At 58.0% G+C, this 24,833-nt stretch carries 25 protein-coding genes, 2 tRNA genes and 2 other RNA genes; 19 read left to right on the top strand and 10 right to left on the bottom strand.

Features of this window, described 5'->3' with window-relative positions; genetic code table 11:
- Positions 1–38: 38 nt before the first annotated feature.
- Positions 39–941: a patatin-like phospholipase RssA gene (gene rssA, locus ACJ8HB_RS09310; RefSeq protein ID WP_033654364.1), complete on the bottom strand. Its 903-nt coding sequence runs from the start codon at positions 939–941 to the stop codon at positions 39–41.
- Positions 942–1,059: 118 nt separating this feature from the next.
- Between rssA and ACJ8HB_RS09305 the strand changes: the two genes are divergently transcribed.
- From ACJ8HB_RS09305 to ACJ8HB_RS09265, 9 genes are all read left to right on the top strand, one after another.
- Complete coding sequence (locus ACJ8HB_RS09305) at positions 1,060–1,524, top strand: YchJ family protein (protein ID WP_033634796.1); 465 nt, start codon at positions 1,060–1,062, stop codon at positions 1,522–1,524.
- A gap of 68 nt (positions 1,525–1,592) precedes the next feature.
- Positions 1,593–2,441, top strand: a complete 849-nt coding sequence (gene purU, locus ACJ8HB_RS09300) for a formyltetrahydrofolate deformylase (protein ID WP_016927485.1) — start codon at positions 1,593–1,595, stop codon at positions 2,439–2,441.
- A 175-nt stretch (positions 2,442–2,616) separates the two neighbouring features.
- A tRNA-Tyr gene (locus ACJ8HB_RS09295) sits at positions 2,617–2,701 on the top strand.
- Positions 2,702–2,914: 213 nt separating this feature from the next.
- Positions 2,915–2,999 (top strand) — tRNA-Tyr (locus ACJ8HB_RS09290).
- Between the two features lie 47 nt (positions 3,000–3,046).
- A non-coding RNA gene (locus ACJ8HB_RS09285) (RtT sRNA) lies at positions 3,047–3,173 on the top strand.
- Positions 3,174–3,220: 47 nt separating this feature from the next.
- Positions 3,221–3,347: non-coding RNA, RtT sRNA (locus ACJ8HB_RS09280), on the top strand.
- A 185-nt stretch (positions 3,348–3,532) separates the two neighbouring features.
- On the top strand, positions 3,533–4,105 hold the full coding sequence (locus tag ACJ8HB_RS09275) for a TIGR00730 family Rossman fold protein (RefSeq protein ID WP_004932190.1): 573 nt from the start codon (positions 3,533–3,535) through the stop codon (positions 4,103–4,105).
- A gap of 101 nt (positions 4,106–4,206) precedes the next feature.
- Complete coding sequence (xthA, locus tag ACJ8HB_RS09270) at positions 4,207–5,013, top strand: exodeoxyribonuclease III (RefSeq protein ID WP_047567113.1); 807 nt, start codon at positions 4,207–4,209, stop codon at positions 5,011–5,013.
- Between the two features lie 44 nt (positions 5,014–5,057).
- Positions 5,058–5,459 carry a pyrimidine (deoxy)nucleoside triphosphate diphosphatase gene (locus ACJ8HB_RS09265; RefSeq protein WP_047567110.1) on the top strand — a complete coding sequence of 134 codons (402 nt, stop codon included), beginning with the start codon at positions 5,058–5,060 and terminating at the stop codon, positions 5,457–5,459.
- Positions 5,460–5,480: 21 nt separating this feature from the next.
- Here ACJ8HB_RS09265 and ACJ8HB_RS09260 read toward each other — a convergent pair whose 3' ends face one another.
- From ACJ8HB_RS09260 to ACJ8HB_RS09240, 5 genes are all read right to left on the bottom strand, one after another.
- Positions 5,481–5,777, bottom strand: a complete 297-nt coding sequence (locus ACJ8HB_RS09260) for a YnjH family protein (RefSeq protein ID WP_041035422.1) — start codon at positions 5,775–5,777, stop codon at positions 5,481–5,483.
- Positions 5,774–7,699: a DNA topoisomerase III gene (locus ACJ8HB_RS09255; protein WP_047567107.1), complete on the bottom strand. Its 1,926-nt coding sequence runs from the start codon at positions 7,697–7,699 to the stop codon at positions 5,774–5,776. The genes ACJ8HB_RS09260 and ACJ8HB_RS09255 overlap by 4 nt, the downstream gene beginning before the upstream one ends.
- The gene (gene mnmH, locus ACJ8HB_RS09250) at positions 7,699–8,817 is read right to left on the bottom strand and encodes a tRNA 2-selenouridine(34) synthase MnmH (protein ID WP_047567105.1); all 1,119 of its coding nucleotides are present in this window, start codon (positions 8,815–8,817) and stop codon (positions 7,699–7,701) included. Before mnmH ends, ACJ8HB_RS09255 begins: the two co-directional genes overlap by 1 nt.
- Positions 8,817–9,860, bottom strand: a complete 1,044-nt coding sequence (gene selD / locus ACJ8HB_RS09245) for a selenide, water dikinase SelD (RefSeq protein ID WP_047567103.1) — start codon at positions 9,858–9,860, stop codon at positions 8,817–8,819. Before selD ends, mnmH begins: the two co-directional genes overlap by 1 nt.
- A gap of 157 nt (positions 9,861–10,017) precedes the next feature.
- Positions 10,018–10,569 (bottom strand): NAD(P)H nitroreductase, encoded by a 552-nt coding sequence (locus ACJ8HB_RS09240; protein WP_004932204.1) that lies wholly within the window; start codon positions 10,567–10,569, stop codon positions 10,018–10,020.
- 160 nt (positions 10,570–10,729) lie between these two features.
- On the opposite strand from ACJ8HB_RS09240, the gene sppA reads away from it, so the two are divergent.
- The 4 genes from sppA (at position 10,730) to ACJ8HB_RS09220 (ending at position 15,859) form a co-directional block, all read left to right on the top strand.
- Positions 10,730–12,586 carry a signal peptide peptidase SppA gene (gene sppA, locus ACJ8HB_RS09235; RefSeq protein WP_047567101.1) on the top strand — a complete coding sequence of 619 codons (1,857 nt, stop codon included), beginning with the start codon at positions 10,730–10,732 and terminating at the stop codon, positions 12,584–12,586.
- Positions 12,587–12,679: 93 nt separating this feature from the next.
- Positions 12,680–13,696 carry an asparaginase gene (ansA, locus tag ACJ8HB_RS09230; RefSeq protein WP_033638505.1) on the top strand — a complete coding sequence of 339 codons (1,017 nt, stop codon included), beginning with the start codon at positions 12,680–12,682 and terminating at the stop codon, positions 13,694–13,696.
- A 22-nt stretch (positions 13,697–13,718) separates the two neighbouring features.
- Positions 13,719–14,351: a bifunctional nicotinamidase/pyrazinamidase gene (pncA, locus tag ACJ8HB_RS09225; RefSeq protein ID WP_047567098.1), complete on the top strand. Its 633-nt coding sequence runs from the start codon at positions 13,719–13,721 to the stop codon at positions 14,349–14,351.
- 230 nt (positions 14,352–14,581) lie between these two features.
- The gene (locus ACJ8HB_RS09220; protein ID WP_047567096.1) at positions 14,582–15,859 is read left to right on the top strand and encodes a glycoside hydrolase family 18 protein; all 1,278 of its coding nucleotides are present in this window, start codon (positions 14,582–14,584) and stop codon (positions 15,857–15,859) included.
- 46 nt (positions 15,860–15,905) lie between these two features.
- Here the strand turns inward: ACJ8HB_RS09220 and ACJ8HB_RS09215 are convergent, their stop codons facing one another.
- Together ACJ8HB_RS09215 and msrB are read right to left on the bottom strand one after the other, a co-directional pair.
- A complete protein-coding gene (locus tag ACJ8HB_RS09215) occupies positions 15,906–16,178 on the bottom strand; it encodes a YeaC family protein (RefSeq protein ID WP_033634809.1) in 273 nt (90 codons plus the stop codon).
- Between the two features lie 63 nt (positions 16,179–16,241).
- Positions 16,242–16,655, bottom strand: a complete 414-nt coding sequence (gene msrB / locus ACJ8HB_RS09210; RefSeq protein WP_004932219.1) for a peptide-methionine (R)-S-oxide reductase MsrB — start codon at positions 16,653–16,655, stop codon at positions 16,242–16,244.
- A 348-nt stretch (positions 16,656–17,003) separates the two neighbouring features.
- Here msrB and gapA point away from each other — a divergent pair, with 348 nt between their 5' ends.
- Positions 17,004–17,999 (top strand): glyceraldehyde-3-phosphate dehydrogenase, encoded by a 996-nt coding sequence (gapA, locus tag ACJ8HB_RS09205; RefSeq protein ID WP_004932222.1) that lies wholly within the window; start codon positions 17,004–17,006, stop codon positions 17,997–17,999.
- Positions 18,000–18,082: 83 nt separating this feature from the next.
- Positions 18,083–18,958: a D-hexose-6-phosphate mutarotase gene (locus ACJ8HB_RS09200; protein WP_047567093.1), complete on the top strand. Its 876-nt coding sequence runs from the start codon at positions 18,083–18,085 to the stop codon at positions 18,956–18,958.
- 94 nt (positions 18,959–19,052) lie between these two features.
- Here the strand turns inward: ACJ8HB_RS09200 and ACJ8HB_RS09195 are convergent, their stop codons facing one another.
- Both ACJ8HB_RS09195 and ACJ8HB_RS09190 read right to left on the bottom strand, forming a co-directional pair.
- The gene (locus tag ACJ8HB_RS09195; protein WP_033647613.1) at positions 19,053–19,817 is read right to left on the bottom strand and encodes a MipA/OmpV family protein; all 765 of its coding nucleotides are present in this window, start codon (positions 19,815–19,817) and stop codon (positions 19,053–19,055) included.
- Positions 19,818–19,925: 108 nt separating this feature from the next.
- Positions 19,926–20,201, bottom strand: coding sequence for a hypothetical protein (locus ACJ8HB_RS09190; protein ID WP_154067234.1), 276 nt, complete (start codon positions 20,199–20,201; stop codon positions 19,926–19,928).
- Positions 20,202–20,243: 42 nt separating this feature from the next.
- Between ACJ8HB_RS09190 and yeaG the strand changes: the two genes are divergently transcribed.
- From yeaG to ACJ8HB_RS09170, 4 genes are all read left to right on the top strand, one after another.
- The gene (gene yeaG, locus ACJ8HB_RS09185) at positions 20,244–22,178 is read left to right on the top strand and encodes a protein kinase YeaG (RefSeq protein WP_004932230.1); all 1,935 of its coding nucleotides are present in this window, start codon (positions 20,244–20,246) and stop codon (positions 22,176–22,178) included.
- Between the two features lie 132 nt (positions 22,179–22,310).
- Entirely contained in the window at positions 22,311–23,579 is a 1,269-nt protein-coding gene (locus ACJ8HB_RS09180; protein WP_047567090.1) for a YeaH/YhbH family protein, read from the top strand.
- A gap of 337 nt (positions 23,580–23,916) precedes the next feature.
- Positions 23,917–24,147: a hypothetical protein gene (locus ACJ8HB_RS09175; protein ID WP_004932237.1), complete on the top strand. Its 231-nt coding sequence runs from the start codon at positions 23,917–23,919 to the stop codon at positions 24,145–24,147.
- A 53-nt stretch (positions 24,148–24,200) separates the two neighbouring features.
- A complete protein-coding gene (locus tag ACJ8HB_RS09170) occupies positions 24,201–24,479 on the top strand; it encodes a hypothetical protein (protein ID WP_047567087.1) in 279 nt (92 codons plus the stop codon).
- The last annotated feature ends 354 nt before the right edge of the window (positions 24,480–24,833 follow it).

Below are 24,833 nucleotides of genomic sequence, written 5' to 3'. Positions count from 1 at the left end.
AACAGACTGACCGCGCAATGCCAACCGAGAACCGAGAATTATCTATTTTTTATCAACGGCAACAACCGATCCAGTTGTTTTTCCACCGCCAGCAATCCCGCTTCGATCGCTTCATTGGCGCGGTGGAAATCCAGCGTCGAGATTTGCGGGCAAAAAGGTTGAATCAGCACATCCGGCGGATCGCTCGCCATCCGGTTGCGCTTCAGGCGATTTTCCAGCATTTGAATCGAGGTGCCCATGACCTCCATCGCCGTGGGCGCCGTCGCCGGTTTGCGCTGCCGCATTCTGCCGATGCGCTCCCGCAGACGCCCGCGCCAGGTGGCCGCAGGCGCATCGTCCGGGCTTTCTTCCTCGATACGTATCGAGAACAGATCCTGCTGCATCAGGTGCGCGTCATGCTGCAGATCGACCGCGATGACGATATCGGCGCCCATGGCGCGGCAAAGCGACACCGGCACCGGATTGACCACCGCGCCATCCACCAGCCAATAGCCGTCGGCCCACACCGGTGCCAACAGCCCAGGCATGCTGCAGGAGGCGCGTATTGCCTGATGAATATCGCCTTCGGTCAGCCACAGCTCACGCCCGGTGCTGAGATTGGTCGTCACGGCGCCGAACTTCAGCGCACATTCGGCGATATCATTGATCTTCAACAACTGTCCGACGGCGTTAAACACCCGCTCGCCGCGCAACAGGCCGCCACGGTGCCAGGAAAAATCCATCAGGCGAATCACGTCCCAATAGCTGAACGATCGCACCCACTGCTCCATCGCCGGCAGACGGTGGCTGGCGAACGCCGCCCCCACCAACGCGCCGACGGAGCAACCGGCCACGATATCAACCTCAATCCCCAGTTTCTTTATCGCATTAATCACGCCGATGTGCGCCCAGCCTTTGGCCGAGCCCGCCCCCAGCGCCAGTCCGATCTTGATTTGCCGCATAGCGCCATCCTCGCGGTGAAAGGTGTTCTCTGCTTTCAGGGTAGATTGTCACTGACGAATGTTGTTAGGTAACATATGCGCTAAATTCATTTTCTGCCTCGTGTTCTCAGGAGTTATTTTGCCCGAATCATGCCCATGCGGCAGCGGACAGGCGTATAACGCGTGCTGCGCCCCTTTTATCAGCGGCAATCAGCCGGCGCCCACGCCCGGTCAGCTGATGCGTTCACGCTTCACCGCCTACGTGAGTCATAACGTCGACTATCTGATCGCCACCTGGCACCCCGACTGCGGCGCCGAAGCGTGGCGCAATGCAATCGTCGACAGCTTTAAAAATACCGAATGGTTAGGCCTGACGATCGTGGAAGAGAAAGCCGGTCATGAGCCGGATGAAGGCTTCGTCGAATTCATCGCCCGCTTTATCGATGGCGAAAGCGGCGAACCACAGGCGATGCATGAGCGCTCGCGCTTCCTTCGTCGCGATCAACGTTGGTATTATATCGATGGCACCAAACCCCAGCCCGGCAGAAATGCGATGTGTCCCTGTGGCTCAGGGAAAAAATACAAGAAGTGCTGCGGGCGCTAGCCGGCCGGCGCTTCACGTTTACGCCTGCGCAGACAGGCCGTTCAGTATCAGACAGGATCCTCAAACCCATGCCACACCAAAATGTACAACGGAAAGTGTTACGCACCATCTGCCCGGACGCCAAAGGGCTGATCGCCAAGATCACCAACATCTGTTACAAGCACGAACTCAATATCGTGCAGAATAATGAGTTCGTCGATCATCGCACCGGGCGTTTCTTCATGCGCACCGAGCTGGAAGGCATTTTCAACGACAACACGCTGCTGGCCGATCTGGACAGCGCGCTGCCGGAAGGTTCACTGCGTGAGCTGCACAGCACCGGGCGCCGGCGCATCGTGGTGCTGGTCACCAAAGAGGCCCACTGCCTGGGCGATCTGTTGATGAAAAGCGCCTATGGCGGCCTCGACGTTGAAATCGCCGCCGTGATCGGCAACCACGACACGCTGCAATCGCTGGTGGAGCGTTTCGATATTCCTTTCCATCTGGTGAGCCACGAAGGCCTGACGCGTGAACAGCATGACCGCGAAATGACGGCCAAGATTGATCAATATCAGCCGGATTACGTGGTGCTTGCCAAATATATGCGCGTGCTGACCCCGGCCTTCGTGCAACATTATCCGAATCAGGTGATCAACATTCACCATTCGTTCCTGCCGGCGTTTATCGGCGCGCGCCCTTATCACCAGGCCTATGAGCGCGGGGTAAAAATCATCGGCGCCACCGCCCACTACGTTAACGACAATCTCGACGAAGGCCCAATCATCATGCAAGACGTGATCCACGTCGATCACACCTATTCCGCCGAGGATATGATGCGCGCCGGCCGCGACGTGGAGAAAAACGTGCTTAGCCGCGCGCTGTATCAGGTGCTGGCGCAGCGCGTCTTCGTCTACGGCAACCGCACCGTTATTCTTTAATCGCTCAATAAATCGGTGCATTTCGTTCAGGGATGCACCGCCAAGAATAAAAAAACGGCAAACGATTCATTTTCTGCATTTCAATGCTTTACACATCCGCTTCATTTGATATGATGCGCCCCGCTTACCGAGACAGCGCTCTCGCAAGCAAGGCCAGTTAAATAGCCATGTATATGGTGGGGTTCCCGAGCGGCCAAAGGGAGCAGACTGTAAATCTGCCGTCACTGACTTCGAAGGTTCGAATCCTTCCCCCACCACCATCTTTTCGTTGCTGATACGCATTGGGTTAAAGCGAATCAGAAAGGGAAGGATAACGTGCTTTAGCGCGGCCCGAAGGGTGAGGAACGAAGTGACGAATAATCCTTCCCCCACCACCATCTTCTCTCCGCCAGGAGCGAAGACGCAGTAAAGAAACCGGCCAGGTTTCTTCCAGATAAAACTGGAACGACAATTTGTAAATCCATGAATACCATGGTGGGGTTCCCGAGCGGCCAAAGGGAGCAGACTGTAAATCTGCCGTCACAGACTTCGAAGGTTCGAATCCTTCCCCCACCACCATCTCTTTATAGAAAACCCCAAATAAACTTAAAGCACATCGCACCCACAATGCTCCGCACTGGGGAAGGATGAGAAGCTTCGATAAGGTTCGAGTCTCACGCAGTGAGACAACGCGCTTCAGCGCGGCCCGCAGGGTGAGTCGCGCAGCGACGAATTATCCTTCCCCCACCACCATCTCTTTATAGAAAACCCCAAATAAACTTAAAGCACATCACACCCATAATGCTCCGCACTGGGGAAGGATGAGAAGCTTCGACAAGGTTCGAGTCTCACGCAGTGAGACAACGCGCTTCAGCGCGGCCCGCAGGGTGAGTCGCGCAGCGACGAATCATCCTTCCCCCACCACCATCTTTTATAAAATCCCCCAAACCTCATCAAAGCACATCGCATCTATCACTCGCGCTTCGGGAAAACTCACACCGTCGAACGGCGCTCTCATCCGGCGTTTTATCTCCGCCTCCCAACCGTAACTTGAACTAAGACCGACAATTCGCTATACCACTGGCTTCTTTTGCGCAGTAAGGAACAGGTGGATGCGAAACAATATTTGCGTTTTTTGTGGCGCCAGCGAAGGCGTCAATCCCGCTTATGCCGAGCAGGCTCGTCAACTGGGGCAGTTGCTGGCCGCACAGGGGCGCCGTTTAATCTACGGCGGCGGCAAAAAAGGATTGATGGGGATCGTGGCGGACGCGGTGTTGGCGGCGGGCGGTGAAGCTGTCGGCATTATCCCCGAGCGCCTGGTTGAAGCAGAAACCGCGCATCGCGGCCTGACTGAATTGGAAGTGGTGCCGGATATGCACACGCGCAAAGCCCGTATGGCGGCGCTGGCGGACAGTTTTATCGCCCTGCCCGGCGGCATCGGCACGCTGGAAGAGCTGTTTGAAATCTGGACCTGGGGGCAAATCGGCTATCACAACAAACCGGTCGGCCTGCTCAACGTCAACGGCTTCTACCGCCCGCTGAGCCAGTTCCTCGAGCACGTCGCCGATCAGGGCTTTATGCGCCACGACTACCTCGGCACCCTGCACATCAGTGAATCGGCGCAAACGCTGCTGCAACAGTTTGACGACTATCAACCCAAAAATTACGACCGCTGGGCGAAATAAAGCCGCTGCGCAGCCAGCGGTCCCGCCGCTGTCTGCGTTACATTTCCCGCCAAACTCTGCTACTATCACAGCACATTTTTCTCGTGAAAACGGCACCGCTCATGAAGTTTGTCTCTTTTAATATCAATGGACTGCGCGCGCGTCCGCATCAGCTGGCGGCAATTATCGAACAGCACCAGCCCGACGTGATCGGCCTGCAAGAAACGAAAGTTCACGACGACATGTTCCCGCTGGAAGACGTCAGCCAGCACGGCTATCACGTGTTCTATCACGGGCAAAAAGGCCATTACGGCGTAGCGCTGCTGACCAAAGCGGAGCCCCTGGCCGTGCGCCGCGGTTTCCCGACCGACGAAGAAGACGCACAGCGTCGCATCATCATGGCCGATCTGGCTACGCCGCAGGGCACGCTGACGGTGATCAACGGCTACTTCCCGCAAGGTGAAAGCCGCGACCATCCGATCAAATTCCCGGCTAAAACACGCTTTTATCAGGATCTGCAAAACTACCTGGAGCAGCAGCTGTCGGCGGAATCCCCAGTGTTGATCATGGGTGACATGAACATCAGCCCAAGCGATTATGACATTGGCATCGGCGAAGACAGCCGCAAACGCTGGCTGCGCACCGGCAAGTGTTCCTTCCTGCCGGAAGAGCGCGAATGGATGGAGCGCCTGCTGAACTGGGGGCTGGTGGACACCTACCGCCACGCCAACCCGGGGCGCAGCGACGAATTCTCGTGGTTCGACTACCGCTCCAAAGGGTTCGACGACAACCGCGGCCTGCGTATCGATCTGCTGCTGGCCAGCACCCCGCTGGCTTCGCGCTGCATCGCCACCGGCATCGATTACCAAACCCGCGGTATGGAAAAACCTTCCGACCATGCGCCGGTCTGGGCGGAATTTACGCTGTAATCCTATCACCCCGGCGCTCGCCGGGGTTTTACTCTGTGAAGCCAATGAAAATTATCGACGTGGTAGCCGCCATTCTGGAACAAAATGGCCGCATTTTGCTGGCTCAGCGCGGCGCAGGCAGCGATCAAGCCGGTCTGTGGGAGTTTCCCGGCGGCAAAGTTGAAGCCGGCGAAAGCCAGCCAGAAGCGCTGGCGCGCGAGCTGGATGAGGAGTTGGGGATCTGCGCCCGTATCGGCGACTATGTGGGCAGCAATCAGTGGCAGCAAGGCGAACGCATCATCCGGCTGCACGCCTGGCGAGTCGCGGCGTTCTCCGGTGAATTGCAGCTGCATTGCCACTCGGCGCTGGTCTGGGTCACGCCGCAACAGGCGCAGGAATACGCCCTGGCGCCCGCCGACGTTCCACTGCTGGCGGACTATATCGCCGCGCAAGGCGATGCGCGCTGAGCGCGGCGATAGGTTACATCGTCACTTCTTCAATCGCACCCAAATCAAGGGGTTGGTGCCGATGGTGTTAGGCTCACGCACGCACTGCAGCACTTCCCCTTCGACTTTGAGCACCGCCCCTTCGGAATAATTCTGGTTCTGGTAGACACAACAGCGGTTGCAGGGCTGCGCCGGCGGCGGATTGACGCCGCTTTTGGCCGTGCCCCAAATCTCCGGCGAAACCGGCAACACCACGTCCACATCGCCGCGATTGGCGGCGGCCAGGCCGGAAAACGCCAAGACAGCGGCGGCTAAAACCCCACTGAGTCCATGCTTCATTCACTCTTCTCCTGCGCCTTGCCGGCGCTTTTCCTGCGTTTTTTGCCCCCGCTGGAAGGCGGCGGCGGCAACCCACGAAACGCCATGCTCGCCCGGCTCTGCTTGGCCTGATAAATCAGCTCTTGCAGCGTGCCGACCAACGGCTGCATAAAGTCCTGATAGCGGCAGGATTTCTCGCTGATTTGCGTCAGCGTGGCTTCCCAGTTGGCCGTCATATCAGGACGCGCAGCAAGATCCGGCAGCGAGTGAATCAACGCGCGCCCGGTTTCGCTGGAGTGAATATAGCGCCCCTTCTTGTACAGAAACGCCCGTTTGAACAGCAATTCGATGATCCCCGCTCGCGTCGCTTCCGTACCTAAACCATCGGTCGCCCGCAGGATTTTCTTTAACGCTTTATCTTGTACGAAACGCGCGATGCCGGTCATGGCCGACAATAGGCTGGCGTCGGTAAACGGCCGCGGCGGCTGCGTCTGGCGCTCCACCACTTCACCGCGCTCGCACAGCAGCTCATCGCCTTTGGCCACCACCGGCAGCGGCGCGCCTTCGTTTTCCTCGTCGCGCTCCTTGCTGCCCAGCAGCGTACGCCAACCGGCCTCCGCCAGGAAACGCGCCTTGGCGATGAATTTGCCGCCGGCAATATCCAACTCGATCACGCATTTGCGGAACACCGCATCCGGACAGAACTGCATCAAGTACTGGCGCGCCACCAGCCCATACACATTCCGTTCATCCTGCGTCAGATTCACCTTGCCGGCGCGGGCGGTGGGAATAATGGCGTGGTGCGCATCGACCTTTTTATCGTCCCAGCAGCGGTTGCGGCGATCGCTGTCGATCACCGGCTGCGGATACAGCTCAGGCTGGTGCACGCTAATGGCGTTCAGCACCGCGTGGCGGCCAGCGAAATGTTCTTCCGGCAGATAGCGGCAGTCGGAACGCGGATAGGTGATCAATTTGTGGGTTTCGTACAGCCGCTGGCAAACGTCCAGCACCTGTTGCGCGCTGAGGTTATAGCGCCGGGCCGCCTCGATTTGCAGCGTAGAGAGCGAGAACGGCAGCGGCGCGGTATCTGATTCCCGTTTATCATTATAGGACGTGACCAGGGCAGGCTGCCCCTCGATGCGCTTGACCACGTGCTCCGCCAACGGCCGGTGCAGCAAACGCCCCTCTTCGTCCTGATAAGGTTCGCAGGACTCGCTGGGTTGCCACAGCGCCACGAAGCGCTCTTCTTTCGGCGTGACGATGTGCGCCTTGACCTCAAAGAAGTCTTTTGGCACGAAGTTTTCGATCTCTTCATCGCGGCGCACTACCAATCCGAGCACCGGGGTCTGCACCCTGCCCACCGACAGCACGCCGTCGTAACCGGCGTTGCGGCCCAGCAGCGTGTAGGCGCGGGTCATATTGATGCCGTACAGCCAGTCGGCGCGCGAACGCGCCAGCGCAGACACGCACAACGGAATGAAATCACGGTTGTCGCGCAGACGCTCGACAGCACGCTCCACCGCCTGTGGATTGAGATCGTTGATCAGACAGCGGCGCACGTTCTGGCGCTTCTCCGCCGTCAAATCCAGGTAGTCCAGCACCTCATCCACCAGCAGTTGCCCCTCGCGATCCGGGTCACCGGCGTGAACCACTTCATCGGCTTCGTGCAGCAGCTTTTTAATGGCGTTGAGCTGTTTGCTGACCGAAGGGCGTGGCTGTAAGCGCCATTTTTCGGGGATGATTGGCAGATCCGCCAACGACCAGCGCGCATAGCGGCTGTCATAGGCGTCAGGCTGGGCCTGCTCCAACAGATGGCCGACGCACCAGGTCACCACGTCGTTGTTGCCACAGGCGATATAGCCGTCGCCGCGGCGATGCGGCTTGGGCAAGACGTCGGCAATGGCGCGCGCCAAACTCGGTTTCTCGGCTATGAACAGTCGCATTAATCACCGTTTTTCTGGCTGAACGTCATCAAGAATTCTCTTACTTCTGCATAGTTCCCGCGGAAGACGATCCGCTGGGCTTTCTTTTCCAGCTGATAGCAGTACATCGGATCGTAGTACTGCTGCAACAGAGGCGCCAACCACTCGCGGTGCGCGTCGCCCTGGCCGCTGAGGCGCTGCGCCCGCAGCGCCGCCTCCAGCCGCTGCGTCAACTGCTGGAAGCGCTCCAGGCCCAAACGGCGGCGAATGGCGAACAGGCCATGATGCAAATAGTCGGCGTACTGCCGCCAGCCCTCTTCCATGCCATAGGCCTGTTCGAACTGTTCGCGCATACCGTCGATATATTCGGCCTGCAGGCGCGCCAGACGAATATCGAACGGATCGTCGATCACCGCCACCGGCGCCTGCTGCATGCCGTTGAACAACGGCAACGGCAGATTGTTGCTGCCGATGATCCGCCCTTCGTCTTCCAGCACCCAACGGCGGCTGCCACCATGCTGTTTTTTCAGCAATAACACAGCCAGACGATTCTCAAAATCTATCTGCGAGCTCTGCCCCGCCAGCGTTCGGCCAAAAGATGAACCGCGATGGCGCGCCGCGCCTTCCAGATCGACGCCGTCGGCCAGTTCGTTGACCAGCAGCGTCTTGCCGCTGCCGGTATTACCGCCCACCAGGGCCATCGGCAATTGCGCGCTTTGCGTCAGTACACCGAGCAGATAATTGCGCAGCGCTTTATAACCGCCAGTGATACGCGGATAATCCACGCCGGCCTCGTGCAGCCATTGCTGCACCAGCTGCGAGCGCAGCCCGCCGCGGAAGCAGTAAATATAGCCTTCGGGCCGCGCTGAGCAGGCCGCCAGCCAGGCGGCGGTGCGCTGTTCGCGCAGTTTGCCGTTCACCAGGCTGTGGCCGAGCGCGATCGCCGCCTGCTGCCCATGCTGCTTATAGCAGGTGCCGACCGCCTGGCGTTCGCTGTCGATCATCAGCGGTAAATTCACCGCCTGTGCGAAGGCGCCCTGCTGAAATTCGATCGGTGCGCGCACGTCAATCAGCGGCACGTCCTGCAGGAAAATGCGTGGGTAATCGTCGCTGTCCGGCCTTCCTTGGATGTTGGACACTACACGACCTCGATCAGCGGCTTACCGGCCGATGCCACATGCAGCTCACCGATGGCGTTGAGGGTGATACCGTGCTGCCCGGCAATCGCCAGCACCTGCGCTTCCGCCTCTGGCAATACCGCCAACAGCAAGCCGCCGGAGGTTTGCGGATCGCACAGCAGCTGGCGCTGCAAATCGCTCATCTCGCCCACCAGATGGCCATAGCTGTCGAAGTTGCGCCCGGTGCCGCCCGGCACACAACCTTCGGCGATATACGCTTCGACGTCCGGCAGCTTCGGCACCCGATCGAACCAGACCGTCGCCTGCAGACCGGAGCCCTGGCACACCTCGCTCAGGTGGCCCAGCAGGCCAAAACCGGTGATATCGGTCATCGCCGTGACGCCCGCCACCTCGGCAAAATCGGCGCCCGGCTTGTTCAGGCGGCACATCACTTCGGTCGCCAGGCCCTGATGCTCAGGGCGCAGTTTGCTTTGTTTCTCGGCGGTCGTGAGCACGCCGATGCCCAGTGGCTTGGTCAGATAGAGTTTCGCCCCGGCCTGTGCCGCGCTGTTTTTCTTCACCCGCTCGGTATTGACCACGCCGGTGACCGCCAAGCCGAAAATAGGTTCCGGCGCATCGATGGAATGGCCGCCGGCCAGCGCGATCCCCGCCTGCTGGCAGGCGAAACGGCCGCCGTCGATCACCTGCTGCGCCACCTCCGGCGGCAGTTTGGCGATCGGCCAGCCGAGAATGGCGATCGCCATGATCGGTTTGCCGCCCATCGCATACACGTCGCTGATGGCGTTGGCGGCCGCAATGCGGCCGAAATCGAACGGATCGTCGACGATCGGCATGAAAAAGTCGGTGGTGCTGATGATGCCGACGCCGTTGCCGATGTCGTACACCGCCGCGTCGTCGCGGGTTTCATTGCCGACCAACAGGCGCGGATCGACAAACTTTTCCCGCTCGCTGTGCAAGATGGTTTCGAGAACTTTCGGTGAGATTTTGCAGCCGCAGCCAGCGCCATGGCTGTACTGGGTTAAACGGATCGCTGGCGATGTCATAGTCCACTCCCTTCGGTAACGGCACTCAAGATAACATAGGGTAGCGCTTGCCGAAGGGATTGATAAGAGCGCGCCAGCGATAAGCGAACGGCCTGCTCAGAAACCATGCGATTTTGCGGGGTTTGGCGCATTTTCGCCGCGCCCCGCGGGAGAAAACTCAGAAATAGCTGACGAAAGGCGTGCTGTCCGGCGGGGTCACCTTGGTGGCGGCCTTCAGCTGCGGCGTGCCCAGATAGAGGAAACCGACGATCTCGTCCTGCTCGCGGCAGCCGAAGGCTTCGCGCACCAGCGCATGCTCGGTCCAGGCGCCGGTGCGCCAGATGCCGTTAAAGCCCTGCGCCAGCGCCGCCATCTGCATCGCCTGCACCGCGCAACCGGCGGAAACCACCTGCTCCCAGCGCGGCACCTTGGTCTCTTCAGTGCAGTGCGCAATGACGGTGATGATCAGCGGCGCGCGGAACGGCGCCTTGGTGGCCTTTTCGATCGCCGCTTCGTCCAGTTGATCCTGTTTCGCCGCCGCCTGCAGCAGCTGGCTGAAGCGCTCCAGACCCTGATTTTCGATCATCACGAAACGCCACGGCTGCAGCGCGCCGTGATCGGGCGCACGCAGGCCCGCGTTGATGATATTTTGGCGCACTTCCCCCGCCGGCGCCGGTTCCGCCAGGCGCGAAGCCGAGCGGCGATTCAATAAAAGATCCAGAGCATCCATCGTAAACTCCTGATAACAATTTTCATTCCGGCCACGTTAACATAGCTAAACGACGAGTTACAGCCTCGGCGATAGCGTCTGTGTGCCACGATTTAAAGCTGACATTTCCCCGGCCGCTCATTAGGATAGCGGAACATTCTCGACTCTTGTTGGAGAGCACATGCGCACATTGTGGCAAATTATTGCCGGCATTTTCCGGTGGACATGGCGTCTGCTGAATTTTATCAGGGAACTGATCCTTAACCTGTTCCTGGTCTTGCTGATCCTGGTTGGGGTTGGCATCTATCTGTCCTTCCAAAGTTCCTCCACCACGACGGCCCCGGCGCGCGGCGCGCTGCTGGTCGATTTAAGCGGCGTGGTGGTCGATCAGCCCTCGGTAAACAACCGGGTGCGGCAATGGGGCCGCGAGCTGTTGGGCGCCTCCAGCAGCCGTCTGCAGGAAAACTCGCTGTTCGACGTGGTCGATAGCATCCGCAAGGCCAAAGACGATAAAAACATTACCGGCATGGTGTTGCAGCTGAATGACTTCGTCGGCGCCGATCAGCCGTCGCTGCGCTATATCGGCAAGGCGCTGCGCGAGTTCCGCGACAGCGGCAAGCCGATCTTCGCCATCGGCGACAGCTACAACCAGACGCAATACTTCCTGGCCAGCTACGCCAACAAGGTCTATCTGTCGCCGCAGGGCGCGGTCGATCTGCACGGTTTCGCCACCAACAACCTGTATTACAAGTCGTTGCTGGACATGCTCAAGGTCACCACCAATATCTTCCGCGTCGGCACCTATAAATCGGCGGTCGAACCACTGATCCGCGACGATATGTCTCCGGCGGCGCGCGAAGCGGACAGCCGCTGGATTGGCGGCCTGTGGCAGAACTATCTGGAAACCGTCGCGGCCAACCGCCAGCTGACGCCACAGCAGCTGTTCCCGGGTGCCGCCGGCGTGCTGAGCGGCCTGCAGGCGGCCGGTGGCGACACCGCTCGCTATGCGCTGGACAATAAGCTGGTGGACGAGCTGGCCTCGCGCACCGCGATCGAAAATCAGCTGGTCAAGACCTTCGGCTGGGATAAACAGGCGAACGATTTCAACGCCATCAGCATCTACGACTACCAGCCGAAGCCGGACGCCAACCAGGGCGGCAAGATCGCCGTAGTCTTCGCCAACGGCGCCATCATGGACGGCCCGCAGACGCCGGGTAACGTCGGGGGTGATACCACCGCCGCCGAACTGCGTCAGGCCCGCCTGGATCCGGCCATCAAGGCCGTGGTGTTCCGCGTCAACAGCCCGGGCGGCAGCGTCAGCGCATCCGAAGTGATCCGTTCCGAACTGGCCGCCGTGCGCGCCGCCGGCAAACCGGTGGTGGTTTCGATGGGCGGCATGGCCGCGTCGGGCGGCTACTGGGTTTCGACGCCGGCCGACTACATCATCGCCAGCCCGAGTACCCTGACCGGTTCCATCGGCATTTTCGGCATCATCAACACCTACGAGAAAACCCTGGATACGCTGGGCGTGCACACCGACGGCGTGGCGACCTCGCCGCTGGCCGACATTGCGGTCACCAAGGCGTTGCCGCAGGAGTTCTCGCAGATGATGCAGCTGAACATCGAAAACGGGTATAAGAACTTCCTCGATCTGGTTGCCAAATCGCGCAAGATGACCCCGCAGCAGGTTGACCAAATCGCCCAGGGCCACGTCTGGCTCGGCAGCGACGCCAAGGCCAACGGCCTGGTCGATCAATTGGGCGATTTCGACGACGCGGTGAAAAAAGCCGCCGAGCTGGCGAAGCTGCAGCAGTGGCAGCTCAACTGGTTCGTCGATACCCCAAGCCTGAGCGATATGGTGCTCAGCCAGTTGGGCGTTTCCGTTCACGCCATGCTGCCGGCGGCGATTCAGGCCATACTGCCCGCTCCGCTGGCCTCGGTCGCCAACGCGGTGAAAGAACAGCCGGGCTTGTTCAATAACCTGAACGATCCGCAAAACCGTTATGCGATCTGTCTCACCTGCGGAGAAGTCCGCTAACAAATAATTCTGCAGCCCGGCCATCGCCGGGCTTTTTTTCTGCCGCCATGCCCCTATAATTCAGCCCATCTTATCTTTGTTAAAATCATGACCATGCAAAAGAAATCCATTTACGTCGCCTACACCGGCGGCACCATCGGCATGCAGCGTTCCGATCACGGCTATATCCCGGTTTCCGGCCACCTGCAGCGCCAGCTGGCACTGATGCCCGAATTCCATCGCCCGGAAATGCCGGATTTCACCATTCATGAATATGCGCCATTGATTGACTCTTCGGATATGACGCCGGAAGACTGGCAGCACATCGCCGATGACATCAAGCAGAACTACGATCGCTACGACGGCTTCGTGATCCTGCACGGCACCGACACCATGGCGTTCACCGCGTCGGCACTCTCTTTCATGCTGGAAAACCTGGCTAAACCGGTGATCGTCACCGGCTCGCAGATTCCGCTGGCGGAGCTGCGTTCCGATGGCCAGACCAACCTGCTCAACGCGCTGTATCTGGCGGCCAACCATCCGGTGAATGAAGTCAGCCTGTTCTTCAACAACAAGCTGTTCCGCGGCAACCGCACCACCAAAGCGCACGCCGACGGCTTCGACGCCTTCGCCTCCCCGAATCTGCCGCCGCTGCTGGAAGCCGGTATTCACATTCGCCGCCAGCAAGGCATCGACAGCCCGCCATGCAACGGCGCGCTGCGGGTGCACGACATTACGCCGCAGCCGATCGGCGTGGTCACTATCTATCCGGGCATTTCCGGCGCGGTGGTGCGCAACTTCCTGCTGCAGCCGGTCAAAGCGCTGATCCTGCGTTCCTACGGCGTCGGCAACGCGCCGCAGAAGGCCGAGCTGATCGACGAGTTGCGCGCGGCCTCAGAACGCGGCATCGTGGTGGTGAACCTGACGCAGTGCATCTCCGGGCGCGTCAATATGGAAGGCTACGCCACCGGCAACGCGCTGGCGCACGCCGGGGTGATAAGCGGTTTCGACATGACGGTGGAAGCCGCCCTGACCAAGCTGCACTACCTGCTGAGCCAGCCGCTGACGCCGGAACAAATCCGCGCCCTGATGCAGCAAGACCTGCGCGGCGAACTGAGCATCAACGGTTAACCTACTGAACTCTGGAGCGGCGATGAAAACGGCCCTGTTGTTGATCGATCTGCAAAACGATTTCTGCCCCGGCGGCGCGCTGGCGGTCACGGCGGGCGACGCCGTCATCCCGGTGGCCAATCAGGCGATCGCCGCCTGTCTGGCGCGTGGCGAGCCGGTGGTGGCCAGCCAGGACTGGCATCCCGCTAATCACCGCAGTTTTGCGGTGAACTCCCATGCGCAGGTCGGCACCCTCGGCGAGCTGGAAGGCCTGCCGCAGGTGTGGTGGCCGGTGCACTGCGTGCAAGGGAGCCACGGCTCCGATTTTCACCCCCAGTTACAGCGGCAACATATCAATGCCGTTTTTCGCAAAGGGCAGGATACCGATATCGACAGCTACAGCGCATTCTTCGATAACGGCCACCGAGCGCAGACCGAACTGCACGGCTGGCTGCAATCGCAGGGCGTCCGGCGGCTGGCAATCATGGGCCTGGCGACCGACTACTGCGTGAAGTTCAGCGTGCTGGATGCGCTGGCTGCCGGCTATCCAACGCAGGTGATCGTCGACGGCTGCCGCGGCGTGAATCTGCAGCCGGACGACAGCGAGCGGGCGCTGCAGGACATGGCGCGCGCCGGCGCACAATTAGTTACCCTGTCACAGTTTCTCGTCCACTAACCCTCCCGGGCGCCAGCGGCGCCTTCTCCGAGCGGCGGCGAAACTTCGACGCCGCTCACAATATCGTCCTTCTTCTCCGCCAGCCGCTTGTGAGCAGCAGGCGCTTTTGCTGTTATGGCTGCGACGCTTTTGGCGTCAATCGGTTATACGCATCCGGGGCCCGCTGAGCCCGGTTTTATTGTGACCGCCCCTGGCGGTACGGTCGGCCTTGCCGACCCAAGGAGACAGACATGAAAATAACCCGAAAACTGCTGCCTTTGCTGGCGGCGGTGCAGTTGGCTATGGCCGGCGCAGGCACGGCCCAGGCGGCTTATCTCTCCGTCGGCTACTTCAACGGCGGCGGCGACGTCACCGCTGGCCCCGGTGGCGACATCGACAAGCTGGACGTCACGCAAATCACCCACCTCAACTATTCGTTCGGCCTGATCTACAACGGCGAGAAAGACGAAGCCAATGCAGCGCTGAAAGACCCCGCTCGCCGCCACCAGATCTACCTGTCGCCGAAGGTCACGGCCGATCTGCAACGGCTGCCGATACTGCGTAAACAGAACCCCGAGCTGAAAGTGCTGCTGTCGGTCGGCGGCTGGGGCGCACGCGGTTTCTCCGGTGCCGCGGCAACTGCGGAAAACCGGGCGATATTCATCCGCTCCGCGCTGCAGGTGATCGCCCAGTATCAGCTGGATGGCATCGATCTGGACTGGGAATATCCGGTGAACGGCGCCTGGGGGCTGGTGGAAAGCCAACCAGCGGATCGCGACAACTTCACCCTGCTGCTGAAAGAGCTTCATCAGGCGCTGGATAAAGGCAAGCTGTTAACCATCGCCGTCGGGGCCAACGTCAAAAGCCCACAGGAATGGGTTGATGTGAAAAGCATTGCCCCTTACCTCGACTACATCAATCTGATGACCTACGACATGGCTTACGGCACGCAGTACTTCAATGCCAACCTGTACGATTCAAAGCGTTGGCCAACCGTGGCGGCCGCCGACCGCTACAGCGCCGATTTCGTGGTCAAAAATTATCTGGCTGCCGGCCTGAAACCGGCGCAGATGAACCTGGGCATCGGTTTCTACGGCCGGGTTCCGAAACGGGCGACCGAGGCGGGTATCGACTGGGACAAGCCGGACGCCGCCAAACATCCGGTGACGCAACCTTACTTCAGCGCGCGAGAAACCGCCCTGTTCAGCGCGCTGGGGCTGGATCTCAGCAAAGACACTTACTTTGAATACCACGATATCGTCAGTAAATTACTCAACGATCCGCAGCATCGTTTTCGCGAGCACTGGGATGACGACGCCAAAGTGCCTTACCTGACGCTGCAATCCGCCGAAGGCAAGCCGCTGTTCGCAATCTCCTACGAGAATCCGCGTTCGGTGGCCATCAAGGCCGAATACATCAAAAGTCAGGGATTGGGCGGTGCGATGTTCTGGGAATACGGCGCGGATGACGACAACCGGCTGGCGCAGCAGCTGGCGGAATCGCTGGGGATTAAGGGCGAAAAACGGTGAATCGACGGGGCGATGGCGACATCGCCCCGCTTTCTTAAGGGAAGCCTTACTGCGGTTTGAGTTTGGCCAACGGCTCGGCAACGAACTGCTGTTTCAGCTCTTGCTTGCTCTTCATCACGATCTGCCCGTCGGTGCCGATGCTCATGTGCTGCGGATCGACGTTGTTCATCGACTGCCACAGCATCACCGCCTGCAGGCTGTTTTCTTTTTGCTCCGGCGTCAGCGCCACGCCGTCCGGCCATTTGCCCAGCTCAACCGCCTGTACCAGGCGCTGGTATATCTCGGGCGTCATCGCCGCAATCAGATCTTTCACGTCCATCAGAGCCCTTCTCGCTTACGGATGAATAATTAGCTGAATCGATTTTGTTGGTTAAATTACCACTTAACCGGCCGTTTGGTCGCCATTTTCGCCATCGGTAAAGCTCAGTGAAGCGGAATTGACGCAGTAGCGATCGCCGGTCGGCTGCGGGCCATCGGGGAAAACGTGCCCCAGGTGTGCGTCGCAATGGCCACAGCGGATTTCAACACGATGCATATTATGTGAATTATCATCAAGATAACGGATAGCATCGGCGGAAACCGGCTCATAAAAGCTCGGCCAGCCGCAGCCGGAATCGTATTTGGTTTCGGAATAGAACAGCGGCTGGTTACAGCACAGGCAATGGTACACGCCCTCGCGCTTGTTGTGCAGCAATTTGCCGCTGAACGGCGCTTCGGTGCCGCGCTGTTGCGTCACATAACGTTGGATTTCATTCAGTTCCGTGACCGGATGACCGGGGGTTGTCTCTTTAGCCATTTGTGCTTATCTCTGAATGTGGATAATGTCAACGAAAACAATGAGTAATAATAACAAAAAATTAACACCACTGCAGGGGTTTTTGGCCTAAACTGTAGCCCATAAAGGCCACGTCACGATGATATGTGATAGCGATCACACATCTTGCGTATGCTGACTTTATACTTGGCGGCTTGTCCCCATATAACGGATGAGGCCGAGCGCAAATGGACTGTGCAATAAGCGTGCAAAACCACCCTTCCGGTTTGACTTGCCGCAAGAATTGACACGATTCCGCTTGACGCTGGGTAAGGTTTTTGTAATTTTACAACCAACCTTTTATTCACTAACAAATAGCTGGTGGAATATATGACTATCAAAGTAGGTATCAACGGTTTTGGCCGTATCGGTCGCATTGTTTTCCGTGCTGCTCAAGAGCGTTCTGACATCGAGATCGTTGCAATCAACGACCTGTTGGACGCAGAGTACATGGCTTACATGCTGAAGTATGACTCTACTCACGGCCGTTTCAACGGTACGGTAGAAGTTAAAGACGGCCACCTGGTTGTTAACGGCAAAACCATCCGTGTTACCGCAGAGAAAGACCCGGCTAACCTGAAGTGGAACGAAGTGGGTGTTGACGTGGTTGCTGAAGCGACCGGTATCTTCCTGACCGACGAAACCGCACGTAAGCACATCACCGCCGGCGCTAAAAAAGTGGTTCTGACTGGCCCATCCAAAGATGCGACCCCAATGTTCGTGCGCGGCGCCAACTTTGATAAATATGCCGGCCAGGACATCGTGTCCAACGCCTCTTGCACCACCAACTGTCTGGCGCCACTGGCTAAAGTCATCAACGACAACTTCGGTATCGTTGAAGGCCTGATGACCACCGTTCACGCGACCACCGCAACTCAGAAAACCGTTGATGGCCCGTCCCACAAAGACTGGCGCGGCGGCCGCGGCGCATCCCAGAACATCATCCCTTCTTCTACCGGCGCAGCGAAAGCGGTTGGCGTTGTTCTGCCAGAGCTGAAAGGCAAACTGACCGGTATGGCGTTCCGCGTACCGACGCCAAACGTATCCGTTGTTGACCTGACCGTGCGTCTGGAAAAAGCGGCTACCTACGAAGAAATCAAGAAAGCCATCAAAGACGCCGCTGAAGGTTCTATGAAAGGCGTTCTGGGCTACGTTGAAGACGACGTGGTTTCCACCGATTTCAACGGCGAAGTGCTGACTTCCGTGTTCGATGCCAAAGCCGGTATCGCACTGAACGACAACTTCGTGAAACTGGTTTCCTGGTACGACAACGAAACCGGTTATTCCAACAAGGTTCTGGATCTGATCGCTCACATCTCCAAGTAATGGCATGATGTTAAGCTGATAATGAGGGCGACATTTTTGTCGCCCTTTTTTATTTGTCTCTCCGGCAAACAATAGGTCATGAAATGAACGAGAAAATTTTCACCCTGCCCGTTTCCGAACAGATTTCGCCATACATCAGCCAGCGGCAACTCGATGAGCTGGGCGTGGTTGTGGTGTCGCATCCGAAAGTGCGCGCAGCCGTCGCACTGCAGGGCGCCCATTTGCTGGCCTGGCAGCCCAGCGGTGAGCAGCCGGTGATTTGGCTCAGCAACAATACCCCCTTCGCCAAAGGCAAGGCCATCCGCGGCGGCGTGCCGATCTGCTGGCCGTGGTTCGGCCCGGTGGCGCAACCCTCCCACGGTTTTGCCCGCAACCAGCCCTGGAGCCTAACGGCGCACGATGAAGATGACAACGGCGTCATCCTGACCTTTACGCTGAAAGACAATGAGCAGACCCGCAAACTGTGGCCGCACGCCTTCACGCTGATTGCCCGCTTCAAGCTGGGTGCGGAGTGCGAAATCGAACTGGAATCGCACGGCGATTATCAGGCCACGGCGGCGCTGCACAGTTACTTCCAGGTCGGCGACATCGATCGGGTCAGCGTGGCGGGCCTGGGCGAGCCTTATATCGACAAGGTGGCGGGCGGCGCAGAGGCGCTTCAGGAAGGCGAAGTGACCTTCGTCGGCCAAACCGACCGCGTCTATACCCGCCCGGAAGCCTTCAGCCAGATCCGCGATCAGGCGCTCGCGCGCACCATAGAGGTTCACCACCATCATATGAGCGACGTCATCGCCTGGAACCCCGGCGTGGAGCTCTCCTGCAGCATGGGGGATATGCCGAACGACGGTTACAAGACCATGGTCTGCATCGAGACCGGGCGCGTCAGCAAACCGCTGGTCGCCGCAGGCGAGCAACCCGCCCGTTTGGGCGTGACCTTCCGCAGCCGTAAGAAGGCCTGAGGCGCCGCGCGCGACAGCGCACTGCAGATGTGCAAAAGGGGCGCCAGCGCCCCTTTTTGATGCACGCCATGCACGATAATCGTGCAATGCGTGATTAGAAGGTGTAGCTCACACCCGTCATCAACAAACCGGTGTAGGATTTATCCACCATCGGGCTGTCTTTCACTTCATCCGACAACTTCACATAGCGGCCGAGGAAGAAGGCGTTCCAGCTTTTGTTGATCTGGTAATTGGCGCTCAGCTCGAGATACGGCGCCCAGCTATCGCCAGGGGTGTAGCTGTCCAGGCCGCTGCGGCGCGATTCATTGGCGCTGACGCCGTAGTAATATTTGTTCTGGTTTTTGCTGTTCCACATCACGCCTACGCCCGGAACCAGCGTCAGCGCGTCCAGATCAAACTTGTACAGATAAGCCACATCGCCCACCAGCCCGTTGCTGTAGTTCAACGTGTCGCCGGTGAAGGTGGTGCGGAGGGTGCCCCACTCCGCGTGGTGCGAATAAGCCAGGCCGGCCATCAGCGTGCCGCGGCGTTTGTCGAGACGCTTCATGCGATCGTCATCGCTGTCGCCAGGGCGGTAGCCCCATGGCGTGTAGTAACCCATGATGCTCAGCTGGTTTTCTTGATCTTTCCACAGGTAGTAACCGGCGGTCAGAGTACGGAAGTAGAAGTCGTCACCTTCATAGTCGATGACGGGCACCGGATATACGCGATCCTGATAACCGCGATACGCGTCCGGGCTAACCAGCGCGCCGGCGCCGAGTGACCAGGTTCCCGCCTGAGCACTTTGCGCACAAACCATTGCGGAAGCGATAATTGCTAGCGTTTTGAGTTTTGAAATCTTCACTGGTTCTTTTTCCATAAATTACAGGGTTAATAGCCGCAATAGTTTATGTGAAAATTTAGTTGCGCGCCTAATCTTTACAATAGAAAACGACCAAGATCGAATAACTTATAGCGGAATTATGAATTAATCATGGCGGAACGATGACGTTTCATCCTGCAGGCCGCGCCAGACAAGGCATTTGGCTTCCACTGTAATAACTGAGTCATTGATATGACTTAAAAAAAGCTTTTTCTGCGGCAGGAAATTTTCCGGCAAGCAAACTAAGCTTAAATCAGAAGGTGAATTTATCCTGAGCCCAGTGGCAAACAGCGCAACTCGCGATAATAAGCGCACCAAGTTGGCATACGGGTTGCTGTACTCAGGCGTATTCTCATCTTCCGGGGGCCAGAACACTATCACACGCTCTCTTTAACCTGTGCTAATAACGAAAGGACGGGCATCATGAACATATTTGACCACTATCGCCAGCGCTACGAAGCTGCCAAGGACGAAGAGTTCACACTGCAGGAATTTCTTACCATTTGCCGGCAAGATCGCAGTGCCTATGCCAACGCGGCCGAACGTCTGCTGATGGCTATCGGTGAACCTGTGATGGTCGACACTGCGCTAGAATCACGCCTGTCGCGCCTGTTCTCCAACCGCGTGATCGCACGCTATCCGGCCTTTGAAGAATTCTACGGCATGGAAGAGGCCATCGAACAGATCGTCTCTTACCTGAAACACGCCGCGCAGGGCCTGGAAGAGAAGAAACAGATCCTTTACCTGCTCGGCCCGGTGGGCGGCGGTAAATCCTCGCTGGCGGAGCGTCTTAAGGCGTTGATGCAGCGCGTACCCATCTACACCCTCAGCGCCAACGGCGAACGCAGCCCGGTCAACGATCATCCGCTGTGCCTGTTCAACCCGCAGGAAGATGCCTCGATCCTGGAGAAAGAATTCAACATCCCGAGTCGCTATCTCGGCACCATCATGTCGCCGTGGGCGGCGAAGCGCCTGCATGAGTTCGGCGGCGACATCACCAAGTTTAAAGTCGTCAAAGTGCGCCCATCCATCCTGGAGCAGATCGCCATCGCCAAAACCGAACCGGGCGATGAGAACAACCAGGACATCTCGGCGCTGGTCGGTAAAGTGGACATCCGTAAGCTGGAGAATCATGCGCAGAACGATCCGGACGCCTACGGCTACTCCGGCGCCCTGTGCCGCGCCAACCAGGGGATAATGGAATTCGTCGAGATGTTCAAAGCGCCGATCAAGGTGCTGCACCCGCTGCTGACGGCGACCCAGGAAGGCAACTACAACGGCACCGAGGGCATCTCCGCCCTGCCGTTCAACGGCATCATTCTGGCGCACTCCAACGAATCCGAGTGGGTGACCTTCCGTAACAACAAGAACAACGAAGCGTTCCTCGACCGCGTGTACATCGTCAAGGTGCCTTACTGCCTGCGCGTGTCGGAAGAGATCAAGATTTACGACAAGCTGCTGGATCACAGCGAGCTGACCCACGCGCCCTGCGCGCCGGGCACCCTCGAAACGCTGGCGCGCTTTAGCGTGCTGTCGCGGCTGAAAGAGCCGGAAAACTCAAGCATTTACTCGAAAATGCGCGTGTATGACGGTGAAAGCCTCAAGGATACCGATCCGAAAGCCAAGTCCTATCAGGAGTACCGCGACTACGCCGGGGTTGACGAAGGCATGAACGGCCTCTCCACCCGTTTCGCCTTTAAAATCCTCTCGCGGGTATTCAACTTCGATCACGCCGAGGTGGCGGCCAACCCGGTACACCTGTTCTATGTATTGGAACAGCAGATCGAACGCGAACAGTTCCCGCAGGATTTGGCAGAGAAATACCTGGAGCACCTGAAAGGCTATCTGATCCCGAAATACGCCGAATTTATCGGCAAAGAGATCCAGACCGCCTATCTGGAATCCTACTCGGAATACGGGCAGAACATTTTTGACCGTTACGTGACCTACGCGGACTTCTGGATCCAGGATCAGGAGTATCGCGATCCCGACACCGGTCAGCTGTTCGACCGCGAGTCGTTGAACGCCGAACTGGAGAAAATCGAGAAGCCGGCCGGCATCAGCAACCCGAAAGATTTCCGTAACGAAATCGTGAACTTCGTGCTGCGCGCCCGCGCCAACAACAACGGCCGTAATCCGAACTGGACCAGCTACGAGAAGCTGCGCACCGTGATCGAGAAGAAAATGTTCTCCAATACCGAAGAGCTGTTGCCGGTCATTTCGTTTAACGCCAAAACATCGACGGACGAGCAGAAGAAACACGACGACTTCGTCGACCGCATGATGGAGAAAGGCTATACCCGCAAGCAGGTTCGCCTGCTGTGTGAATGGTATCTGCGGGTCAGAAAATCCTCATAACGCCTCAGGTAAGCGGCATTATCAGGGCCATGTCCACAGTCATGGACGTTGCAGCGCAGCCCAGGGAGGGGCTGACATATTGCGCTGTCGCGGCCGGGACATGAAGAGTTGGCAACGTCGTTTGGGGGAAGTATGGCCTATTTCATTGACCGGCGGCTGAACGGCAAAAACAAGAGCATGGTGAACCGCCAGCGCTTCTTGCGCCGTTACAAGTCGCAAATCAAACAGTCGATTGCCGAAGCCATCAACAAGCGTTCGGTCACCGACGTAGACAGCGGGGAGTCGGTCTCCATCCCCACTGACGATATCAACGAACCGATGTTTCATCAGGGGCGCGGCGGCACTCGCCATCGCGTTCACCCGGGCAATGACCACTTCGTGCAGAACGATCGCGTTGAGCGGCCTCAGGGCGGCGCAGGCGGTGGCGGTGGCCAGGGCAACGCCAGCCAGGACGGTGAAGGCCAGGATGAATTCGTCTTCCAGATCTCCAAAGACGAGTACCTCGATCTGCTGTTTGAGGATCTCGCCCTGCCCAACCTGAAAAAGAATCAGTACAAGCAGCTGACCGAGTTCAAAACCCATCGCGCCGGCTATACCGCCAACGGCGTGCCGGCCAACATCAGCGTCGTGCGTTCGCTGCAGAACTCGTTGGCGCGACGTACCGCCATGACCGCCGGTAAAAGACGCGCGTTGCACGAGCTGGAAGACGCGCTGACCCAGCTGGAAAACACCGAACCGGTGCAATTGCTGGAAGAGGAGCGGCTGCGCAAGGAAATTACCGAACTGCGCAAGAAAATCGAAAGCGTACCGTTTATCGATACCTTCGACCTGCGCTACAAAAACTATGAGCGCCGGCCGGAGCCTTCCAGCCAGGCGGTGATGTTCTGCCTGATGGACGTGTCCGGTTCGATGGATCAGGCGACCAAAGACATGGCCAAGCGCTTTTACATTCTGCTTTATCTGTTCCTGAGCCGAACCTACAAGAACGTCGAGGTGGTCTATATTCGCCATCACACCCAGGCGAAAGAGGTGGACGAACAGGAGTTCTTCTATTCGCAGGAAACCGGCGGCACCATCGTCTCCAGCGCGCTGAAGTTGATGAACGACGTGGTCGAAGAGCGTTATGACCCGGCGCAATGGAATATCTACGCCGCGCAAGCGTCGGACGGCGACAACTGGGCCGACGATTCACCGCTGTGCCATGAGCTGTTGGCGAAGAAGATCCTGCCGATGGTGCGTTATTACAGCTACATAGAAATCACTCGCCGCGCTCACCAAACGCTGTGGCGCGAATATGAGGATCTGCAGGCAAGATTCGATAACTTCGCCATGCAGCATATCCGCGAACCGGACGATATCTATCCGGTATTCCGCGAACTGTTTCGCAAGCAGACCGTGTGAATAATGTCGCGTGAATGTCACCACAGCCGGAAAACGCCGTTTTCCGGCTGTTTCTTTTTCGCATTATATATTTACATCACCTATGTTTGATTTTTAGGCAATGGCAATATCAATAATAAGTCAGATTTCCCAGAACGGCCGTCTCTATTATTTGTTCTTCTGAGGTTATTCCTAAACATTCGCCTCTGCGCCCACACGGCTTGATAGGAATATTCCTATTCAGTTATCGTTACCCCGTCGCTTAAGTCTCTTCCTAAGCGAAATTTGCCTCATTTTATTTTTCTATGGCTTCTCAGCCTGCTCCGGCGGGCATTTACCTGTCAGCAGGTTAGACATCATGATCGATTACACCCTCTATGGCCTCAACAAGCACGATGTTGATGAATACCATAAGCAAATATGCTGCCTGCTTGGCAAAAACGTGCTGCTGGTGCTGACCGCCAACAAGCCGATAACCAAACAGAACCTGCTCGCCAGCCTTATCCAGGAGATAGAAAAACAGCCCGATGATTATTTTCAGCGGTTGCATCGTGCAGCCATAGAAATGATCGGCGTTAACGGACGCTAAGGCGATATACGTAAGGCAGGCATCTACGCCATTATTGCCGCCGCCGCGTGTCGATGATGCTGTTGATTATTAATATCGATAGCGATTTCAGCGAAGGGATAGCCTGCCGCAGAATGTCATCTTTTAGTCCGAAAACCCTTTCTGCCCTTGCTGTATTTCGCGCTGGCTGCCTCATCAATCAAACCCGCCACCTCATCGGCATGGAAACCAGCGAGGTCAACGCATCTCCTCTGTATGAATCGCCGAATATCCCCTGCGCGACGCCGTCCCAGAATCAGCGTACCAGCACGATAATGGGGTGCGTGCTCATTGCCGACTCCTTCATCTCATAGACTGCGCCGTAGACAGATGAATGGCTCCCCTTAAGGGAGGCGCGTGGCTGCCTTCGGCGCCACGCAGTCCCCATTTTCTATAGTCAGCCTCAGGCGTTCAGCAATGGCGACGACGAGTTAGCGTTCCCGGTTTTCCGGCGTCGCCACGGCCTTATCGAAGCGGCTTACGCCGCAAGGGGGGAGAAAAAAACGATTAAAACTAGGATTTTTACCCATGTCGATCTAAAATTTCGCGCAAAAACAAAGAGAAGTAAATTTAGCCCAACGGGAAAAGGAATGAAGTTGTGAAGGAAATGATCTCCATCGTTTTTATGGCATGCCTGCTGGCGCTGCTGTTTTCGTGGCTGTTCGTCT

Source organism: Serratia sp. CY27727, assembly GCF_052169275.1.
GTDB lineage: Bacteria > Pseudomonadota > Gammaproteobacteria > Enterobacterales > Enterobacteriaceae > Serratia > Serratia sarumanii.
Note: the sequence above shows the minus strand (reverse complement) of the source record. Positions and strands in the feature narration are given on the sequence as shown.

Coding starts and splice junctions, on each gene's coding strand:
- ACJ8HB_RS09175 (WP_004932237.1), top strand. CDS start 23,917: ATGATCGATTACACCCTCTATGGCCTCAACAAGCACGATGTTGATGAA.
- selD (WP_047567103.1), bottom strand. CDS start 9,860: ATGACATCGCCAGCGATCCGTTTAACCCAGTACAGCCATGGCGCTGGC.
- msrB (WP_004932219.1), bottom strand. CDS start 16,655: ATGGCTAAAGAGACAACCCCCGGTCATCCGGTCACGGAACTGAATGAA.
- pncA (WP_047567098.1), top strand. CDS start 13,719: ATGAAAACGGCCCTGTTGTTGATCGATCTGCAAAACGATTTCTGCCCC.
- purU (WP_016927485.1), top strand. CDS start 1,593: ATGCCACACCAAAATGTACAACGGAAAGTGTTACGCACCATCTGCCCG.
- ACJ8HB_RS09195 (WP_033647613.1), bottom strand. CDS start 19,817: ATGGAAAAAGAACCAGTGAAGATTTCAAAACTCAAAACGCTAGCAATT.
- ACJ8HB_RS09240 (WP_004932204.1), bottom strand. CDS start 10,569: ATGGATGCTCTGGATCTTTTATTGAATCGCCGCTCGGCTTCGCGCCTG.
- ACJ8HB_RS09260 (WP_041035422.1), bottom strand. CDS start 5,777: ATGAAGCATGGACTCAGTGGGGTTTTAGCCGCCGCTGTCTTGGCGTTT.
- ACJ8HB_RS09170 (WP_047567087.1), top strand. CDS start 24,201: ATGATGCTGTTGATTATTAATATCGATAGCGATTTCAGCGAAGGGATA.
- ansA (WP_033638505.1), top strand. CDS start 12,680: ATGCAAAAGAAATCCATTTACGTCGCCTACACCGGCGGCACCATCGGC.
- ACJ8HB_RS09215 (WP_033634809.1), bottom strand. CDS start 16,178: ATGGACGTGAAAGATCTGATTGCGGCGATGACGCCCGAGATATACCAG.
- ACJ8HB_RS09265 (WP_047567110.1), top strand. CDS start 5,058: ATGAAAATTATCGACGTGGTAGCCGCCATTCTGGAACAAAATGGCCGC.
- ACJ8HB_RS09200 (WP_047567093.1), top strand. CDS start 18,083: ATGAACGAGAAAATTTTCACCCTGCCCGTTTCCGAACAGATTTCGCCA.
- ACJ8HB_RS09180 (WP_047567090.1), top strand. CDS start 22,311: ATGGCCTATTTCATTGACCGGCGGCTGAACGGCAAAAACAAGAGCATG.
- yeaG (WP_004932230.1), top strand. CDS start 20,244: ATGAACATATTTGACCACTATCGCCAGCGCTACGAAGCTGCCAAGGAC.
- ACJ8HB_RS09255 (WP_047567107.1), bottom strand. CDS start 7,699: ATGCGACTGTTCATAGCCGAGAAACCGAGTTTGGCGCGCGCCATTGCC.
- sppA (WP_047567101.1), top strand. CDS start 10,730: ATGCGCACATTGTGGCAAATTATTGCCGGCATTTTCCGGTGGACATGG.
- ACJ8HB_RS09275 (WP_004932190.1), top strand. CDS start 3,533: ATGCGAAACAATATTTGCGTTTTTTGTGGCGCCAGCGAAGGCGTCAAT.
- xthA (WP_047567113.1), top strand. CDS start 4,207: ATGAAGTTTGTCTCTTTTAATATCAATGGACTGCGCGCGCGTCCGCAT.
- gapA (WP_004932222.1), top strand. CDS start 17,004: ATGACTATCAAAGTAGGTATCAACGGTTTTGGCCGTATCGGTCGCATT.
- rssA (WP_033654364.1), bottom strand. CDS start 941: ATGCGGCAAATCAAGATCGGACTGGCGCTGGGGGCGGGCTCGGCCAAA.
- ACJ8HB_RS09220 (WP_047567096.1), top strand. CDS start 14,582: ATGAAAATAACCCGAAAACTGCTGCCTTTGCTGGCGGCGGTGCAGTTG.